This is a genomic window from Brachybacterium kimchii, assembly GCF_023373525.1.
Lineage (GTDB): Bacteria > Actinomycetota > Actinomycetes > Actinomycetales > Dermabacteraceae > Brachybacterium > Brachybacterium kimchii.
On record NZ_CP097218.1, the window covers coordinates 2,740,468 to 2,759,104 of the forward strand.

Genomic DNA, 18,637 nt, shown 5'->3' on the forward strand with positions numbered 1-18,637 from the left:
ACGCCGCGGAGCGTCTCAGAGGATCTCGGGGCGCCTCAGCGGCCTCAGTGCCCCTCGCCTCAGCGCGGGATGTTGCGCACGTTCGCGGCGGCCATGTCCAGCATCTTGCCGACGCCGCCGCCGAGCACGACCTTCGTGGAGGCCATGGCGAAGCCGCGGATCTGCTGCGAGGTGACCTTGGGCGGCATCGAGAGCGCCGCCGGATCGGTGACCACGTCGATGAGCACGGGGCCCTTGTGCTTGAGGGCCGCCGCCAGCTCCTTCTTGAGCTTCTTGGGGTCGGTGATCCGCACCGAGTGGATGCCCGCGCCGGCGGCGATCGCCGCGAAGTCGACGTGCTCGTGGTCGGTCTCGTAGTCGGGGAGGCCCTCGACGAGCATCTCGAGCTTGACCATGCCCAGGCTCGAGTTGTTGAAGACGACGATCTTCGTGTCGAGCTGGTGGAGCTTCACGGTGAGCAGCTCGCCCATCAGCATGCCGAGCCCGCCGTCGCCGGACATCGAGATGACCTGGCGGCCCGGGTTCCCGGCGGAGGCGCCGATGGCCTGCGGGAGCGCGTTGGCCATCGTGCCGTGGTGCCACGAGCCGAACACGCGGCGCTTCCCGTTGGGGGTGATGTAGCGGGCGCCCCACACGTTGCACATGCCGGTGTCGACGGTGAAGATCGCGTCGTCGTCGGCGAGGTCGTCGAGGGTCGCCGCGACGAACTCCGGGTGGATCGGCTTCATCTTCTCGACGTTGCGGGTGTACGCCGAGACGACGCCCTTGAGCGCCTTCTCGTGCTTGCGCAGCAGCGAGTCGAGGAACTTCCTCGAGCGCTTGGGCTGCACCAGCGGCAGCAGCGCGTCGATGGTCAGGGCGACGTCGCCGTTCACGGCGAGCTCCAGCGGGACGCGACGGCCCAGCCGGGACCCGTCGGCGTCGATCTGGACGACGGTCACGTCCTTCTGCGGGAGGAACTCGCTGTACGGGAAGTCGGTGCCCAGCAGGATCACGAGGTCCGCCTCGTGCATCGCCTCGTAGCAGGCGCCGTAGCCGAGCAGGCCGCTCATGCCCACGTCGTAGGGGTTGTCGTACTGGATCCACTCCTTGCCGCCGAAGGCATGGCCGACGGGGGCCTTCACGGCCTCGGCGAGAGCGAGCACCTGCTCGCGGGCGCCGCGCACGCCGGCCCCGGCGAACAGGGTCACGGAGTTCGCGCGGTTCACGAGGGAGGCGAGCTCCTCGACCGTCTCCGGATCGGGCTGGACGCGGCCGAAGCGGGTGGCGAGGTCCTTGGTGGCTCCCGAGCCGACCTCCTCGTCGGCGACGTCGCCGGGGATCACGAGCACGGAGACGCCCTTCTTGGCGAGCGCCGTCTGCGCGGCGATGTGCAGCATGTCCGCGCCGTGCTGGCCGGAGTTCACCATCTCGCAGAAGTGCGAGCACTCCTGGAAGAGGCGCTCGGGATGGGTCTCCTGGAAGAAGCCCGTGCCGATCTTGCCGCTGGGGATGTGCGAGGCGATCGCGAGCACCGGGGCGCCGTCGCGGTGGGCGTCGTACAGCCCCTGGATGAGGTGGGTGTTGCCCGGGCCGCAGGACCCGGCGCAGACGGCGAGCTTCCCGCTCACGCGCGCCTCGGCGCCGGCGGCGAAGGCGGCCGCCTCCTCGTTGCGCACGTGCACCCAGTCGATGCCCTTGGTGGTGCGCACGGCGTCGACGATCGGGTTCAGGGAGTCCCCGACGACCCCGTAGATGCGCTCGACACCGAAGTCCCGCAGCTGGGTGACGAGGTGCTGGGCGAGGGTGACTGCCATGGCGTGCTCCTGACGACTCGGCGGATCCGCGACCCCGTCCTGCGGGCCGCATGACGTGATCCAGCCTAGTGAATCGCCGGTGCGCCCAGCCCCCGGACGTGGGAGAGAAGACAGGTCGGGCCTCGTGTCCGGCGGTTCAGAGCAGCGGCAGCAGCTCCTGCCAGACCGCGCGGAGGATCTCCTGCGTGGGCCCGGCCTCGTGATGGGAGGTGAGGGTGACGACGGCGCGCTGGTCCGGCAGCACGATCGAGAACTGGCCGAAGGCGCCGTCGGCCCGCCAGGCCCCGGGCACCGAGCACTTCCAGACGCCGTAGCCGTAGCGGGTGTTCTCCGGCTCCATCTCGCCGGTGGGGACCCAGGACGACTCGGCATGCATGGCGTCGATCCATTCCGCGGGGACCAGCTGCTCGCCCTCCCAGGCGCCGCGCTGCAGCAGGAGCCGGCCGATGCGGGCCACCTCGCGGGTGCGCAGGTGGAGACCGGTCGCGCCCCAGGTGCGGCCCTCGCGGTCGGAGTGCCACTGGGGGTTCACGATCCCCAGCGGCTCGAACAGCCGCGGCAGCAGGTAGTCGCGCAGGCTCGAGCGGGAGCGCTCGGCGATCGTGCGCCCGAGCAGGAAGATCGAGCCGTTGGAGTACTCGAACCTCTCCCCCGGTGCGCGCACCAGCGGCGTGCGCAGCAGCAGATCGGTGAGGTGCGGGTCCTCGCGCTCGGAGTCCAGGAACACGGTGACCGGGTTCCCGGAGGTCATCGTGATGAGGTGGCGCAGGCGCACCAGCTCCATGCCGCGTCCGTACCCGCCGGCGGGTGCGGGCAGATGGTCGATGAGGCGATCCTCGAGGTCGAGCAGGCCCTCCTTCTGCGCGATGCCGGCGGCCAGCGCCGTCACCGTCTTGGACACCGACCAGACATTCTCCGAGGTGTCCTCGACGAAGCGCACCTCGAGGTCGTCGTGGCCCTCGCGGTGCAGGTGCACCGCACGGACCCCGAGCCGCTTCTCGAGGATGCGCTGGCGCAGGGGCAGCAGGATCAGCGGATCGGGCACGGGGGCCGACGGCACGGCGGACGGGGCGGACGCGGGAGTCATGCCCCGACCCTAGACGCGCGGCGCCGCGCCGGGCGGGCGGATCCCGCCCCGTCGGCGGATCCGGGCAGGCCGCATGCGGAACGCACGGTGGGCACGAGATCCTCGTCGCCCGATCTGGGCGAAATGCCCGTACTCGGGAGTAGGATCGACGCGGCGCGCCCGCGGTGGGCGGGCGCCTCGGACGCAGCGGATCCCCCCGGCCGCAGCGCGTCCGATCCTGCTGCAGACGGAACCTCACAGAGAACGCGGATGAGCACTCAGAAGATCTCGGAAGACATCAGGAACGACGTATCGGCCGACGTCATCATCGTCGGCGCAGGGGTATCGGGGACATCGACCCTGCTGAGGCTCCTGGAGGAGCAGCGAACGGGGGCCACGGGGACCGACAGGCTCCGCGTGGCGGTCATCGATCGCAGCGACGACATGTTCACGGGCCTGCCCTACGGCTCGCGCTCGGGCAGCGCGTCGCTCATCGTCACCTCGCTCGACGAGTTCCTGCCCGACGGCATCCGCCAGGACTTCATCGCCTGGCTGGAGGCCCGGAAGGAGCGGATCCTGGCGGCCGACGAGTCGCTGGGCATCTCCCCGCACTGGGCGGAGGACCACGCCGAGGAGATCCGATGCGGCGAGTGGGACGCGCTGTTCATCCCCCGCCGACTGTTCGGCCACTTCCTGCGCGGCCGCGTCGAGAAGATCCTCGCGAGCACGTCCGACGTCGAGGTCCTCCGGATCGCCGGCGAGGCCGCCTCGCTGCGCCGGGCGGGCACCGGCACGGGCGCCGACCTCGAGCTCGAGATCCTCGTCGCCGCACCGGGCGCCTGCACCGGGGGTGGAGCCGCCGGCGGCGCCGATGGCGCACCCGGAGGCGAGACGCGCGTCCGCGGGCGCTCCGTCGTCCTGGCCGTCGGCAGTCCGCCCACCCGGATCCTCGGCCACGATCCTGCGGACGCCGGCAGCGGCCGCTTCCTCGACGACACGCATCTCCACGGCATGGACCGCCTCCTGCAGGAGGCGCGTGCCGCGATCCGGGAGATGCCCGAGGGCGCGAGCCGCGACATCCTCGTGGTGGGCGCGAACGCGGATGCGCTCGAGCTGCTGCACGCGGCAGTCCGCGCCGGCCTCGAGCGCGCCTGGGACCACCACGTGACCGTGCTCGCGACCCACGGCATCCCCGACACCTGGACCGTCCACCCGGACCGTCGCAGCGAGTACCGCTCCCGGCACCTCGCCGACTACGCCGCGCACACGCCCGACGCGGACCTCACCGCCCGCGCCGTGTACGACGCGGTCGTGCGGGACGTGGACGACGCGATGGCCAGCGGCTTCTGCGAGCAGGACACCGTGGACGAGCTGAAGGAGCTGTGCTCGCAGATCCTCGAGCGGCTGCCGGCGGCGGAGCAGAAGCTCTACGTCGACGTCTACGGCACCAAGGTGGGGCGCTTCGCCCGACCCACCGGCGGCGACTACCAGCGCACCGCCTCGGCGCTCCTGGAGTCCGGGCGGGTCCACGCGGTGCGCGGCCATTTCGAGCACGCGGAGAACAGCGCCGCCGGCTGGAGGGTCACGACCTCGACCGAGGAGGGCATCTCCACCCTCGACCGGACCTTCGGCGTGATCATCAACTGCGCCGGCTTCGAGAACGTCGCCGAGACCCGCGACGGCTTCCTGCGCTCCCTCCAGGACGAGTCGGGGCTGCGCTCCTCGACCTCGCGCACGGGATTCCAGGTGGACGAGCACTTCCAGGCCGCCCCCGGCGTGTTCGTGGCGGGCCCGCTCCTCGCGGGGAACCTCAACAGCGCCCTGCGCGTGTGGCACCTCGAGAGCTGCCGGCGGATCCTCGCGATGGCCGACAGGATCGGCGCCGAGATCGCAGCCCATCTCCGCGCCACCGAGCTCGAGCCCGTCTGACGGGAGCACCCCGTCGGACGCGGAGTGACCGGCTGACGCGGACCGCGCGTCCGACGCGGGCGGCACATCCGTCGCGAGCAGCACGAGAGGGGCCGACCCGCCAGGCGGGTCGGCCCCTCTCGTCGTCGTCGGCGCGGAGTCCTGACGCCCGCCGCGCGACGCCTCAGCAGGCGCCGGCCGTGCAGCAGCCCATCAGGCGCCGTCCGCGCAGCGGCTCAGTGCTCAGTAGGCGCCGTCCTTGCCGACCACGGCCTTGACGGTGCGCAGCATGATCCACAGATCCATGCCGAGCGACCAGTTGTGGGCGTAGCGGACGTCGAGCGCCTGCGCCTGCTCCCAGCTCAGCGCGGAGCGGCCGGAGACCTGCCAGAGGCCGGTCATCCCGGGTACGACTCCCAGACGGTGGAACGCGGAACCCGTGTAGAGGGCCACCTCCCCGTCGCGTTGGGGGCGCGGCCCGACGAGGCTCATGGAGCCTCCCAGGACGTTGAGCAGCTGCGGGATCTCGTCGATCGAGTAGCGGCGCAGGAAGCCGCCGATCCGGGTCAGGCGGGGATCGTTCTGGATCTTGAACAGCGGCTTGTCGTCCGTCTGCTGCTCGCGCAGCAGTTCGGCCAGCTTCGCGTCGGCATCGACGGCCATGCTCCGGAACTTGAACATGTGGAACGGCCTGCCGTCCTTGCCCACGCGCTCCTGGCGGTAGAAGATCGGCCCGTGGTCGTCCAGCCGCACGGCGAAGGACACCGCGATGAGCAGCGGCGAGAGCGCTGCCAGCAGCAGCGCCGAGCCCAGGATGTCGAAAGCCCGCTTGGCCATGCGCACCGGCACCGGCTGGCGCGGGGGCCGGATCACGACGGAGGCGCCATGGGCGCCGGAGACCACCCGCACGCGCGACCGGCGGGCTCCCGGGGCCATGAAGGACAGCTTGAGCGGGATGCCGCGGCCCCGGAGCTCCCAGCTCAGGTGCGTGAGCAGCTGAGCCGGCGCGGCGCCGCGGACCTCGACGACCTCGCTGCCGGTCTCCTCGACGCGATCGAGCACGTCCTGGACCTGCTCGTCCATCGGCACGGAGCCGTCGCCCACGACCACCGCGGCCTCCTCCTCGAGGAAACCGGAGGCCATCGCGTCGACGGGCTCGGTGGAGACGAGGACGGAGCGCACGGGGTGCAGGAGGCGGCCCAGCGCCACGATGACGGCGCCGCCCGCGCCGAGCGCGAGGGTGAGCACGAGGAGGGCGGGGCCGGAGGGCACGATCTCCCCGAGGAACGGACGCGCGAGCGCCAGCAGCAGCGCTCCCCCGAGGACGAGCAGCAGGGGACGCGCGGCGAGCGTCCGAGCGCTGTCGAGCGGGCGCGAGGACTGGGCGCTCATCATCACCGCCCACGCGAGTGCGAGGACGGCGAGGGGGGCCGCACCGGCGAGGGGCGCCGCAGTCATGACAGCGCTCGCACCGACCGTGATCACGGCGACGGCGAGGGAGAGGACCACGGTGAGGGCGACGCGGCGACCGTGGGCCCCGAGGCGCGCCGGGGAGCGGTCCGCATGCGGTGCGGCGGGAGCGAGCTCCGGCCGCAGCGGCACCACGAGGCTCTCGGCGCTGCGTGCGCTCGCGCTCGCGGCGATCTCCGTGCCGGGCTCCGCGAAGCCCGTATCCGGGAGAAGCAGGAGCGACGACGCGCGCTCCTCGACATCGACGGGGCTCTGCGCCGTCTCGCTCGCTGCGTGTGCGCGGTTCCCGCGCACCTCCGCGACCTGTGTACTCATAGGAAGGCCCCCTGGTGTCTACTCGCTCGCCCGGCCGGACCCCACGTCCTGGCCGAGCCGTCGGCGGGGCACCCCGCCCCCGATATCCGACGTACTTCACGTTCTGGTCATCCGGACTCAATCCGGACACTTCGGACAGCCTAGGGATGGGCAGACCCGAAGCGAAGGGGGGTGCGGCCTACTTGCGGGTCACCACCGATCCGCGCCCACGACATGCGGGTTCACTGCGGTGCGTTGCGGGTCTCCGGCAATCCCGCAACGACTCGCGGAGGGCCCCGATCCCGGCGGACGATGGACCGAGGGTTCGCCGGGGGTCGTACAGGCAAGAGCCCGGCAGAGCGGCGAATCGGGATGTGATGCGCATCCCGTATAATCCTCGCAAGTCGGACACTTCGGGAGCGACGTGGCATCCTCGATCTGCCCGTTCCACGGAACCGGAGCGGCTCGGAACCCGTCGCGAGGACTGCGGTGCGACCCGCACCACGCAGAGGCCCCCGCATCAGCCCCGACCCGATCTCGCAGGAGGAGGAGAGATGGTCTTCGTCGCGCGCCCGGACGAACTCGCGCAGCTCCAGCGCGACCTCTCGGACCCCGCCGGCCGGATGCTCACGGTCGCCGGCCCCCTCGGCAGCGGCAAGTCGTTCCTGCTCGACGCGCTGCGGGGAAGCCTCTCCCTCCCCTCGACCATCGTCCGCGCCGGGTCCGCTCCCGTCGACTGGCCGCTCGGCGGCCTGTCCAGCGTCCTGGCCGCGCTCGACGGGCTGCTGGGCACCGAGACCCTCCCCGTGCTCGACGCGCACGACCCGGCGGATCTGCCCTCGCTCGCACGCGGCATCGCCGCGGAGATCGAGCGCCGCTCGGTCTCCGAGTTCCTCGTGATCGTCGACGACGCCGAGCTGCTCGACGAGCCCAGCCGCACCGTCCTCGAGGTCGTCACCCTGCGCTGCGCCCCGCACGGGATGCGCTGCGCTCTCGCGGTCCGTCCCGGCGCGCACGGCCCCGACTCCGGCCGGCGTCAGGCGATCGACCTGCTCGACCTCGATCTGGAGACCATGCGCCGCCTCGCGGAGAGCTTCGCCCCCGAGGACGCGGACCCCGCCGTCCTGCTGCTGCTCGCGACCGCGGCCGGCGGCAACCCCCTCGCCCTCGAGGGACTCGTCGACGCCGCTCTTCCGGAGGCCCTGGACGGCACCTCGCCCCTGCAGGTGCCGCTGCCCGCGGACGCACGGTTCGAGGAGGCCCATCGGGCGCTCCTGAGCACCCTCGACGAGCAGCAGATGCTGCTGGTGCAGATGCTCTCGAGCGCGCCCGCCACCCCCGAGACCGTGCTCCTGACGTGCGGGGATCCCGGGGCGTCGGCCGTGGCGCTGGACGACCTGCTCGGCTCCGGGCTGGTGACCCGCACCGGTCGCCTGGTGCGACTGCGCTCGCTCTCGCTGCGCTCCTCGGTCTACTGGGGCCAGAGCGCACACGCTCGTCAGTCCCTCCACGAGAAGCTCGCGGCCACCGCCGTCGGGGACGCGCCCGAGTGGAGGCAGTGGCACCTCAGCTTCGTGGACCCCGAGCACGCGCAGCCGGGGGTGCTGCTCGAGGGAGCACGCGCCCTCGTGGACGCGGCGGACCCGAGGCCCGCCCTCCACCTCGTGGAACGCGCTCTGTCCCTGCCCTCGGGCGAGGACTCCGAGATCGCGCGGCGCCTGTGCGAGCTCGTCGAGTCCCTCCTCGCCCACGGGGAGATCGAGCTGGCCGAGAGATACCTCAGCTTCGCCCGCGAGCGCTTCGCGGGATCGGGGATGCCCGCGCCCCTGGTCCGCTCCGCCCTCCTGTTCGCCCATGTCCGCGGCGAGGCGCTGCCGGTGCACCTCCTACGGCACAGCATCACGGACCGCGCGGCGGGAACGGAGGCCGAGCGCGTCGACCTGGTCGCCATGGGCGCCCTGCTGCTCCTCCACCGCTGGGAGCTGCGCGCGGCGCAGGAGCTGATCGGCCTCGCGCAGGACTCCGGGGAGCGCTCGACGCCCCTGCTCGCGGCGACCGCACGCCTCACCGGCCTCTACCGCCGCGTGCTGCACGGAGAGGGCGCGCCGGCCGACGCCTGCGATCAGGAGATGATCGCGGACCTCGGGCGCCCCGGCGACCAGGGGCTGGTGCGCACCGTGCTCGCGCAGGCGCTGTCGATCGCGGAGTCCTACGCCGAGGCGCGCGATGTCGTGGATCCGTCCGGCCGCGGGGGCACCTCCTCGCCGGCCCCGCGCTCACTCAGCCGCGCCCTCGACCTCACCGAGATCGAGTTGCGCGCGGGCCTGCCCGCACGCGCGCGGGAGTCCTTCCGGACCCTGGCACCGTTCAGCTCGAGCGCGCGCATGATGCAGCCCCTGGTGCTGCGGGCACAGGCCGTGCTCCTCCTGAGCAGCGGGGACGTCGAGGAGGCGGAGACGATCCTCTCCCGTCTCCAGCGCCGGCTCGCCCCCGGCGGCAACCCGCGGCTGGAGTCGGAGGTCACCGTGCTGATGGCCCGCGCCGCGCGGATGAGCGGGAACCTCGAGTCCGCCGCCCAGCACTTCGCGCGGGCCCGGGTGCAGTCGGCGCATTTCCACGCACCGCACCTGCTGCGCTTCCACGAGCACTACATCCAGACGCTCGTGGAGCTGGGACGACGGGAGGAGGCGGCCGCCGTCCTCGAGGAGCTCACGGCGCTCTCCCACGAATCCCCGTCGCCCTGGGCCCGTCTGGCGATCGCCAACTCCCGCGCCCTGCTCAGCATCGGAGAGTCCCCGGACGGCGAGATCCAGGACGTCATCGAGACGGGGCCCGACACGGGCCACGAGCTCCAGCGGGGCCAGTTCCTGCTCGCCTACTCCCAGCGCCTCGAGGAGCTGGGGCGGAGGACGGACTCGCGGTCGGCGCGCGATGCGGGCCTCCTGGCGATCGACAAGACGGGACAGACCGTCGCCGACCTGGCGCCCGCACCGGTTCCGCGCGCGACCGGGAGCGCGGATCCGCTGGCCCGGCTCGGGGAGAAGGAGCGCGCGGTCGCCGAGCTCGTCGGCCGCGGCATGCGCAACAAGGCGATCGCCTCCGAGCTGTTCGTCTCCGTGCGCACGGTCGAGCTGCGCCTGACCCGCATCTACCGCACCCTCGGCATCCGATCCCGCGCCCAGCTCGTCCAGATCCTGCAGGCCACGGGCGTGCGCGGCAGGCACGGCGCGAGCACGCCCGGCGCGCGAGCCGGAGCCGGGTCGACGATCTGACAGGGACGAACCCGCTCCGGTGACCCTCGGTCGAGGGCGAGCGCGACCGCGACCACGCCGACGCCCGCGCCGATGAGGCGCCGAGCCGCGGAGCCGCGGACCTCAGACGCGCACGCGCTGCGGGGACGGGGCGTCGGCCGAACGGGCGAGGCCCTCGCCCATACGCAGGCCGTGGCGCCGGTCGAACGCGTCGCACAGCAGCACGGTCAGCAGGAACACGGCGATCCCCCACGGGGCGATCGAGGCGCCCTGGCCGGGGAACACGGGAGCTCCGAAGGGCGAGAGCAGGCCGCTGAGCCCGAAGGTGCCCAGCTGCAGGAGGATCGGCAGCTCGAGGCCCCCGCTCTTCCAGGCCAGGATCCCGCTGCACAGCGAGATGAGGGCGGCACCGGCGAGAGCGCCCGCGTCGGCCCCGAAGCCGCGGCCGATCAGCGAGAGCGGCACGGGCAGCACGATCGCCCAGAAGGGGCTGCGCAGCCAGGTGCCGACGGCCTGCTGGCCGATCCCGCGGAACACGAGCTCCTCGCCCACCGCGCGCAGGGGCACGAGGAGCACGGTCAGCACGAGCACGCCGACGATCGCGCCGGCGCTCCCCCGCGCTCCCAGCTGCGCGGGTCCGGTGCCCACGAGCATTCCCGCCACGGCTGCGAGGGCCAGCACGGGAAGCATGCGCACGGCGCCCCAGGCCAGCACGTCCCGGCGGACGCGGCCGGCCACCGACCACAGCGTGCGCACCGGTCGCCAGCCGCCGAGCCGCACGCCCAGCAGCGCCGCGGGCACCGCGAAGGCACCGAGTGCGAGGGCGACGAAGATGCTCAGCGGGCTGGCCGGATCGCCCTGGCTGCGGCCGATCGCCATCGGATCGACGCCCGGGAGGATCGCGAGCACGGTCACCGTGCCCACCAGCACGAGGTAGGCGAAGACGATCTGCGCGACGCCCGCGGCCAGCGCGGTCAGCAGCGGCCGGAACCAGCGGGCCCATTCGGGCCGCAGATGGGCGAGCCGATGATAGGGCAGCGCGGCCGACGGGGCGGGCGCGTCGGGCACGGGCCGGCTCCGGCCCTCAGGCGGCACGACGGGTCCCGGGGCCGGCGACCTTGGCGCGGCGCTCGGCGCGCTCCTTCGCCTCGGCAGCGTGGGCCTGGGAGGCCGCCTCGCTGAGGCCGAGGTCCTCGATGCCCAGGCGATGCGCCGGCTGCGGGAACGGGGTCTGCGAGGAGACCTCGCCGGAGGGGCTCACGTGCAGCAGCTCGCCGTCGTCCAGGAGGCGCCACTGGTCGGAGTCGTCCATGGGCTCGCTCGCGATCACGACCGAGCGCACGTCCCGCAGGTCCGCGCTGGTCGCCCGCAGAGTGTCGGAGGCCTGATGGAGGGCATCGTCGTTCCTGCCGCCCGCGGGCCGGTCGCGCACCCACAGCTCGTTGGTCTCGGGCAGGCGCAGCGCGTAGAGGTGCTCGTCCCGGGCGACGACGAGGTTCAACGAGTAGACGGGCACGCGCTCGAGCACCCAGGAGATCGCGGAGATCAGCCCCGCGTGCAGGTCACCGCCTGCCGCGGAGGTCTCACCGGCGATGAGCGCGGCGAGCCATTCGCTGTCGGTCGCGCCCTCGACGAGGTGACCGGCGCCGAGCTCCCGCACGCGCCCGCGCAGCTCGTCCGTCACGCGCAGCACCCCGTTGTGGGCGACGATGATGCCGTCCATGAGGAACGGGTGGGTGTTGACCAGGTCGTTCGCGGTCCCGGAGGAGTTGCGCACGTGGGCGATCATCGCGCGGGACCGGAGGTCGGAGGCGATCCGGGCGTACCGGCTCGAGGAGTGCGCGGCCACCGGGCGCTTCTGCACGTGCGGCGCGCCCTCGTCGTCGAACCAGCCGATGCCCGTGCCGTCGGCGTTGAACTGCGACTGGTGCGCGAGCGAGTACGGGGCGTCGAGCAGCCAGAAGCGGGCGGTGACGGGACGGTCGGCGTGGAGGGCGAAGAGGCGGCACATGGTCCTCCCACTGTAAGGCGGGCGCGCGCGGGCCGCCCGGCGAGTGTGATCCGCGGACCCGCATGGCCCGTCGGCCCCGCCCTCAGACCTCCCGGTCCGGCGGCGTCAGCCCTTCCGGTTCAGGCGGCTGTGGTGGCGGGAGTAGAAGACGTAGATGAGGACGCCCACGACCAGCCAGATGACGAACCGCAGCCAGGTCTCGGCGGTGAGGTTCAGCATCAGGTAGAAGCAGACCACCGCGGCGATGATCGGGAGCACCGGCACGAACGGCACCTTGAAGGAGCGCGGCAGGTCGGGGCGTTTGCGGCGCAGCACGATCACGCCGATCGAGACCAGCACGAAGGCCGCCAGGGTGCCGATGTTCACCAGGTGCGCGAGCTCCGAGAGCGGGATGAACGAGGCGAGGATCGCGATGATGATGCCCGCGATGATGGTGAGGCGGTACGGGGTCTTGAAGCGGGGGTGGGTCTTGGCGAGCCACGTGGGCAGCAGTCCGTCGCGGGCCATCGCGAAGCCCACGCGGGACTGGCCCATGAACAGGATCATGCAGACCACGGTCAGCCCGATGCAGGCGCCGATCGCGATGAGGTCGCCCATCACCGGCAGGCCCACGTCGACGAACGCCGTGGCCAGCGGGGCGCCGTCGCTCGGGTCGATGTCCTTGTAGCTCTGCATGCCGGTGATGACCAGCGAGACCGCCATGTAGAGCAGGGTGACGATCGCGAGGGAGCCGAAGATGCCGATCGGCATGTTGCGCTGCGGGTTCTTCGTCTCCTCCGCGGTGGTCGCGACGACGTCGAAGCCGATGAAGGCGAAGAACACCATGGCGGCCGCGGCGGCCACGCCGCCCCAGCCGAACACGCTGGGCTCGAGGCCGAAGAGGGTCTGGACGAGCGGGAGGCTCAGCGCGGAGCCCTGCTCGCCGGAGGCGCCCTGCGAGGGCGGCACGAACGGCACCCAGTTGGAGACCTTCACGAGGAAGATCCCGGCGATGATGACGGCGAGCACGACGATCAGCTTGATGGCCGTGACCACCTGGTTCACGCGCGAGGAGATCTTCACGCCGCCCACCAGGATCGCGGTCATGGCGAGCACGAGCAGCCCGGCGGGAAGGTTGATGAACCCGCCCTCGGCGGTGGCGACGGCCTCCGGGATCTGCAGCGGGGTGCCGTCCAGGACCACCGCGAGGTACTGGCTGAAGGAGGTCGCGAGCGCCGCGGAGCCCACGGTGAACTCGAGGATCAGGTCCCAGCCGATCACCCAGGCGAGGAACTCGCCCATGGTCGCGTAGGTGAAGGTGTAGGCGCTGCCGGCGACGGGGACCGTCGAGGCGAACTCGGCGTAGCACATGGCGGCGAGCCCGCAGGCGATGCCGGCGATCAGGAAGGACAGGGAGACCGCTGGCCCCGCATTGGAGGCGGCGGCCTGGCCGGTGAGGACGAAGATGCCCGCGCCGACGCACACGCCGACCCCGAACACGATGAGGTCGAGCGCCCCGAGCTTCTTCTGGAGGGAATGCTCGGGATCCTCGGTGTCCTGGATCGACTGCTCCACGGACTTGGTGCGGAAGAAGGTCTGGCTCATGAGGACTCCTCAGAGGAGGGGGCGGGGCGCGCCGATGCGCCACACCGAGGCAGAGGGTTCTGCAGGCGGTGAGACTACCAGCGCCGCTCCCGGGCGCCGTGACCGTGCGGTCCCGTGATCGCGCTGTGATCCGGAGGGGCGCCGCGCGGACGGTCCGGCCGACGGCCGAGAGGGCGGTCCGATCGCACCCCGCCTCGCCTCCGGGGAGTAGCCTGCGTCACGTCCACGGCCGCTCCGGCCGACGTGACGCTCCCACCTGGGCGCCCGCCGACCGCTGTCGCCGACCGCAGATGACGAGGGGGACGCATGTCCGAGACCGCACACCCCGCCCGGGGAGGCAGGGACGCACGCACGACGGCGGGGCCGTCGTTCCAGGCCGTGCGCAGCCTGATCCCGGCCCGCATGGACCGCCTGCCCTGGGCCCGCTTCCACACCCTGGTGATCGTGGGGCTCGGCGCCGCCTGGATCCTCGACGGCATCGAGGTGCAGATCGTCGCGGCCAACGGCTTCGCCGCCGACCTCGGCATGAGCAACGAGCAGATCACCGCCTCGGCGACCTTCTACCTGTTCGGACAGGTGCTCGGCTCGCTCGTGTTCGGGCGGCTGACCGACCGGATCGGCCGCAAGAAGCTGTTCGCCCTCACCCTCGCGGTCTACCTCGCGGGCTCCGCGCTCGCGGGCCTGTCGTTCTCCATGTGGTTCTTCTACCTGTGCCGCTTCATCGCCGGCGCGGGCATCGGCGGCGAGTATTCGGCGATCAACTCCGCGATCGACGAGCTGATCCCCGCGAAGTACCGCGGGCGCGTGGACCTCGCCGTGAACGGCACCTACTGGGCGGGCGTCGCCCTCGGTGCGGCCTCGACGATCTTCCTGCTGGACCCCGAGCTCGTGAACGAGCACTGGGGCTGGCGGATCGGCTTCTTCATCGGCCCGGTCCTCGGCCTCATCCTGATCCTCATGCGCCGGGCGATCCCCGAGTCGCCGCGCTGGATGCTCACCCACGGCCGCGGTGAGGAGGCCGAGCAGATCATCGCGGGCATCGAGGAACGGGTCCACGACAGCGGCCACGAGCTCGGCGAGGTCGACGAGTCGCGGGCGATCACCGTGAAGCCCGAGGAGCGGCTGCCGTTCCGCGAGGTCGCCCACGTGTTCTTCAAGGTCTACCCGGGCCGCACCGTGCTCGGCGTGACCCTCATGGTCACCCAGTCGTTCCTGTACAACGCCATCTTCTTCACCTACGCGATCGTCCTCGAGCAGTTCTACGGGGTCGCGAAGGACGCGGCGGGGCTGTACATGATCCCCTTCGCCATCGGGAACCTGCTGGGCCCGCTGCTGCTCGGTCCGCTGTTCGACACCATCGGCAGACGCAAGATGATCTTCGGGACGTACGGGCTCGCGGCGGTGATCCTCACGGTCTCCGCGATCGCGTTCTCGATGGACCTGCTGACGGCCACCACGCACACCGTGTTCTGGTGCGTCGCGTTCTTCTTCGCGAGCGCCGGCGCCTCCTCCGCCTACCTGACGGTCTCCGAGGTGTTCCCGCTCGAGGTGCGCGGGCAGGCCATCAGCTACTTCTTCTCGATCGCGCAGATCGCGGGCGCGATCGCGCCGCTCATCTACGGGGTCCTGATCGGCGACGGCTCCTCGCGCGGGCCGCTCGTCATCGGCTACCTGGGCGGCAGCCTGATCATGCTGATCGGCGGCATCGTGGCCCTGGTGCTCGGCGTCGACGCCGAGCGCAAGGGTCTCGAGGACGTCGCCGACCCGCTCAGCAAGCGCAACGCGGAGGCCGAGGAGCAGGGCGAGCAGGAGGCGAGGGCATGAGCACCGAGGAGAACACGAGTCGGAACGCCGACCGGGATCCAGAGGGGACGACGGCGGAGGCGCTGCCGATCGTCGTCGGGGTGAGCAGGTCCTCGGGGTCCCCGGCCGCTCTGCGCTGGGCGCTCGAGGAGTCGCGGGTGCGGGGAGTGCCGATGGTGGCGCTGCGCGCCTACCGGGTGCCGGGCACGGCGGCCGGGTCGGTGCGGCCGATGCCCTCCCGGGTCGCCGACAGCGACGACCCCCTGCGCACCGCGGCACTGGACGCGCTGCGGGCCGACGTCCGCAGCGCGCTCGGCTCGACGGTCGACGGGGCAGGCGGGTCCGACGCGACGGCTGGCGTCGATCAGATGGGCGGGGTCGAGCTCCGTGCGGTGCGAGGGGCACGTGCGCGGGTGCTGCTCGAGGCGAGCGACGCGGCCTCGCTCCTGGTGGTCGACGCGCCGCGCCGACGCGAGATCCGCACAGGGCCGACCTTCGCCGCGCAGCTCGTGCAGCGGGCGCGCTGCCCCGTCGTCATCATGCCCGGGCCCGTGCGCGGGGCCGCACAGTCCCAGGTGGAGTGACGGCGGGGCGGCCGCAAGGCTCTTCTCACGGCGAACGTCGGGTGCCGCCTCAAGCATGGCCCCACCCCCTGCACTCGTCCCTTCGGCCGATCCGGGACTCCCGCACGGGTTCCTACGATGTGCGGATGACCTCCTCGCCCGTCGATGCCCCTGCCCCGAGCGGCGTCGACCATCCCCCGGCACGAGGACGCCTCGTGCGTCGTCTCGCCGAGGCCGGCCGCATGCTCGTGATCTCCCTGGTCTGCGTGCTGCTGGGCGCAGCGTTCTTGGTCGTCCTGTTCGCCGCGAACTACGACGAGTACGGCGACCGACTCCCCGGCGGCCTCGGTCTGCTGCTGCTCGTGGACGGCCTCGTCGGCGTGCTCACGAACATCGCCGCGGGCCCGATGCGCCGTGCGGGTCTGTGGAATCTGCTGCTCGTGGCACCGAGCGTCCTGAGCGGGTCCGCACTTCCAGCGGCCGCAGTAGGGCTCGCCCGGATCGGCAGCCGACGCGACCTGCGGACGGACCTGGCGGGCATCGCGGTCTCCGCTCTCGGCGCTCTCGGGTACAGCGTTCTGGAGTGCTGGGCCGACGATGCGTGGTCGTGGGAGGACGGCGCAGGCGTCCTGCTCAGTGTCGTCTTCGCCGCCGCCGCTCTGCTCTGGGGAAGGGTCCGCGGCACCCGCGCCGTCCTCATCACCTCCCTGCGCAGCCAGGCCGCGACCGCCCGGCGCGAGCGGGAGGCCCTCGAGCGCGAGCACGAGGCGCTGGCCCGTGAGCATCGCGCGCTCGTCGCCCAGGCAGAGTCCGAGCAGCGGGCCGCGATCGCCCGCGACATGCACGACAGCCTCTCCCACCACCTGTCCCTGATCGCGATGCACGCCGGCGCCCTCTCCTACCGTGCGGACATGCCACCGGAGCAGATGCGCGACGTCTCGGCCACGATCCTCGCCGACGCCCGTGCCGCGAACTCCGAGCTGCGCCACGTGCTCTCCGCCCTGCGCACCGATGACGCGGAGCCTCTGCCCACAGGCGCCCAGATCGGTGAGCAGATCGAGCGCGCTCGCTCCGAGGGCCAGGACGTGCGCCTGGAGTGGATGGGCACCGATCCGCACGACGTCGATGCCGCCGGCTCGGCCCTCGTGGTGACCCTCTCCCGCGCGGTGCGCGAGCTGCTCACCAATGCCCGCAAGCACGCGCCCGGGCAGCCGCTGGTGCTGCGGATCGCCCACGAGACGGGCATGCTGCGTCTGACCTCGCGGAACACCGTGCCGGAGGAGGTGCGCACCGCGGCCTCCGAGCTCGGATCCGGGCTCGGGCTCACGGGGCTGCGCGAGCGCGTTCGCCTGCTCGGGGGGACGATGAGGGCCGAAGCGGCCGTCGCCGCGAGCGGCGCCGACACGGACGACGACACGGACGACGACCACAGCCCGGCGGAGCACCAGCGGGACGCACCCGCCTTCGAGGTCGAGCTCTCCCTCCCCTGGCCCGACCACCGATCACGAGACGAGGACGACGCATGACGCCCGGGAACCCCGCGACCGACCCGGTCCCCGATCCCCTCACGCCCGGGCGCGGGGGCGAGGCCGCTCCGTCGCCCACCATCGCACCGGCCGGCGTCCGCGTGCTGCTCGTGGACGACGAACAGCTCATGCGCGCCGGTCTGCGGCTGATGATCGACGGCAGCGACGGCATCGAGGTGGTCGGAGAGGCGGCCGACGGCGCCGCCGCCCTCGACGCCGTCGCAGCCCTCGACCCCGACGTGGTGCTCATGGACATCCGCATGCCCCACATGGACGGCATCGAGGCGACGCGCCGGCTGAGCGGCGACGGCGCGCGACCCGGGGTCGTGGTCCTCACCGCCTTCGACACCGACGGGTTCCTGCTCGAGGCGCTGCGCGCGGGCGCCGTCTCCTTCCTGCTCAAGGACTCCCCGCCCGAGCAGGTCGTGCAGGGGATCCATGAGGCCGCCCGCGGCGAGGCGCGCTTCTCCCCCACGGTGCTGCGCCGCCTCGTCGCCCTCGCGGCAGGAAGCCCTGGGACCGGCGCCGGACCCGCCGCCGGCCGCACCGAGCGCACCGACCCGTCGTCCGACCGGGGATCCGCAGCGGAGCAGGCGTCGAACGGGATCCCCGAGCGCACGCAGCCGGCCCCCGCCGATGCGGGCGCGATCCCCCACGCCATCACCGAGCGCGAGTGGGAGGTGGGGCGGCTGGTCGCGCAGGGCCTGACCAACTCGGAGATCGCCGACGCCCTCTTCCTCTCCCTGCCGACGATCAAGACGCACATCGGGCACCTGTTCGAGAAGCTCCAGGTCACCAACCGCGTCCAGCTCGCGATCCGCGTGCTCGAGATCGACGGCGGGTCCTGACCCGCCGCGGCCGAGGCCCGACCGACCCCGGCGGCGGCCTCACCCGCCGCGGCACCGGTAGGCTCGCGGCGAACCGACCGCAGGAGATCCTCACGTGAAGTACCTGGCCATCGCCCTGCTCCTGGGCCTGCTCGCGCTGCGTCTGCTGCGCGGGCGATGGGGCTCGCGATTCCTCGGCGTCTCCGGGCGCGTGCTCGACATCATCTACGTCGCCGTGCTCGTGATCGCCGGGGTCGCCGCGGTCGCCACGAAGTACTGGCTGCTGCTCGCACTGGTGGTGGTGCTGCTCGTGCTGCGGATCATCGAGGCGGCGCGTTCCCGAACTCCGCGCGACTGATCCGCCGGAGGGCCGGGCGGCGGTGCGGACCGGCGCGTTGCGGCGGGTCGGCGATCCGGCGGGGACATGTCGTCTACCGGCATATACGGGACCCCTCTGCCACAGGTGGCAGTGAGGTCCCGTATTTGCCGCTCGGTGACAGGAGCGACCCGCCCGGCCGGCATCGCCTCCCCGGCACCG

At 72.5% G+C, this 18,637-nt stretch carries 13 protein-coding genes; 7 read left to right on the forward strand and 6 right to left on the reverse strand.

The window, feature by feature from the left end; all coding sequences use genetic code 11:
* Nucleotides 1-59: 59 nt before the first annotated feature.
* Nucleotides 60-1,796 carry a pyruvate dehydrogenase gene (locus M4486_RS12550; RefSeq protein WP_249477557.1) on the reverse strand — a complete coding sequence of 579 codons (1,737 nt, stop codon included), beginning with the start codon at nucleotides 1,794-1,796 and terminating at the stop codon, nucleotides 60-62.
* Nucleotides 1,797-1,932: 136 nt separating this feature from the next.
* Complete coding sequence (locus tag M4486_RS12555) at nucleotides 1,933-2,883, reverse strand: serine hydrolase domain-containing protein (RefSeq protein WP_249477559.1); 951 nt, start codon at nucleotides 2,881-2,883, stop codon at nucleotides 1,933-1,935.
* A gap of 249 nt (nucleotides 2,884-3,132) precedes the next feature.
* On the opposite strand from M4486_RS12555, the gene M4486_RS12560 reads away from it, so the two are divergent.
* Nucleotides 3,133-4,791, forward strand: a complete 1,659-nt coding sequence (locus M4486_RS12560; protein WP_249477561.1) for an FAD/NAD(P)-binding protein — start codon at nucleotides 3,133-3,135, stop codon at nucleotides 4,789-4,791.
* A 222-nt stretch (nucleotides 4,792-5,013) separates the two neighbouring features.
* Here the strand turns inward: M4486_RS12560 and M4486_RS12565 are convergent, their stop codons facing one another.
* Nucleotides 5,014-6,555, reverse strand: a complete 1,542-nt coding sequence (locus M4486_RS12565) for a sugar transferase (protein ID WP_249477562.1) — start codon at nucleotides 6,553-6,555, stop codon at nucleotides 5,014-5,016.
* Between the two features lie 533 nt (nucleotides 6,556-7,088).
* Between M4486_RS12565 and M4486_RS12570 the strand changes: the two genes are divergently transcribed.
* Entirely contained in the window at nucleotides 7,089-9,806 is a 2,718-nt protein-coding gene (locus M4486_RS12570; protein ID WP_249477563.1) for a LuxR family transcriptional regulator, read from the forward strand.
* Between the two features lie 102 nt (nucleotides 9,807-9,908).
* Here the strand turns inward: M4486_RS12570 and M4486_RS12575 are convergent, their stop codons facing one another.
* The 3 genes from M4486_RS12575 to M4486_RS12585 all read right to left on the reverse strand — a co-directional run bounded on the left by M4486_RS12575 (nucleotide 9,909) and on the right by M4486_RS12585 (nucleotide 13,380).
* Nucleotides 9,909-10,853 (reverse strand): CPBP family glutamic-type intramembrane protease, encoded by a 945-nt coding sequence (locus tag M4486_RS12575; protein WP_249477564.1) that lies wholly within the window; start codon nucleotides 10,851-10,853, stop codon nucleotides 9,909-9,911.
* 16 nt (nucleotides 10,854-10,869) lie between these two features.
* On the reverse strand, nucleotides 10,870-11,796 hold the full coding sequence (locus M4486_RS12580) for a class II glutamine amidotransferase (RefSeq protein WP_249477566.1): 927 nt from the start codon (nucleotides 11,794-11,796) through the stop codon (nucleotides 10,870-10,872).
* Between the two features lie 105 nt (nucleotides 11,797-11,901).
* Complete coding sequence (locus tag M4486_RS12585) at nucleotides 11,902-13,380, reverse strand: amino acid permease (RefSeq protein WP_249477567.1); 1,479 nt, start codon at nucleotides 13,378-13,380, stop codon at nucleotides 11,902-11,904.
* Between the two features lie 306 nt (nucleotides 13,381-13,686).
* On the opposite strand from M4486_RS12585, the gene M4486_RS12590 reads away from it, so the two are divergent.
* The 5 genes from M4486_RS12590 (at nucleotide 13,687) to M4486_RS12610 (ending at nucleotide 18,457) form a co-directional block, all read left to right on the forward strand.
* Nucleotides 13,687-15,204: an MFS transporter gene (locus tag M4486_RS12590; RefSeq protein WP_346731747.1), complete on the forward strand. Its 1,518-nt coding sequence runs from the start codon at nucleotides 13,687-13,689 to the stop codon at nucleotides 15,202-15,204.
* Entirely contained in the window at nucleotides 15,201-15,767 is a 567-nt protein-coding gene (locus tag M4486_RS12595; protein ID WP_249477568.1) for a universal stress protein, read from the forward strand. Before M4486_RS12590 ends, M4486_RS12595 begins: the two co-directional genes overlap by 4 nt.
* Before the next feature lie 125 nt (nucleotides 15,768-15,892).
* On the forward strand, nucleotides 15,893-17,272 hold the full coding sequence (locus M4486_RS12600; RefSeq protein WP_249477570.1) for a sensor histidine kinase: 1,380 nt from the start codon (nucleotides 15,893-15,895) through the stop codon (nucleotides 17,270-17,272).
* Nucleotides 17,269-18,120, forward strand: a complete 852-nt coding sequence (locus tag M4486_RS12605) for a response regulator (RefSeq protein ID WP_249477571.1) — start codon at nucleotides 17,269-17,271, stop codon at nucleotides 18,118-18,120. Before M4486_RS12600 ends, M4486_RS12605 begins: the two co-directional genes overlap by 4 nt.
* Nucleotides 18,121-18,214: 94 nt before the next feature.
* Nucleotides 18,215-18,457, forward strand: coding sequence for a hypothetical protein (locus tag M4486_RS12610; RefSeq protein ID WP_249477572.1), 243 nt, complete (start codon nucleotides 18,215-18,217; stop codon nucleotides 18,455-18,457).
* Nucleotides 18,458-18,637 lie beyond the last annotated feature (180 nt).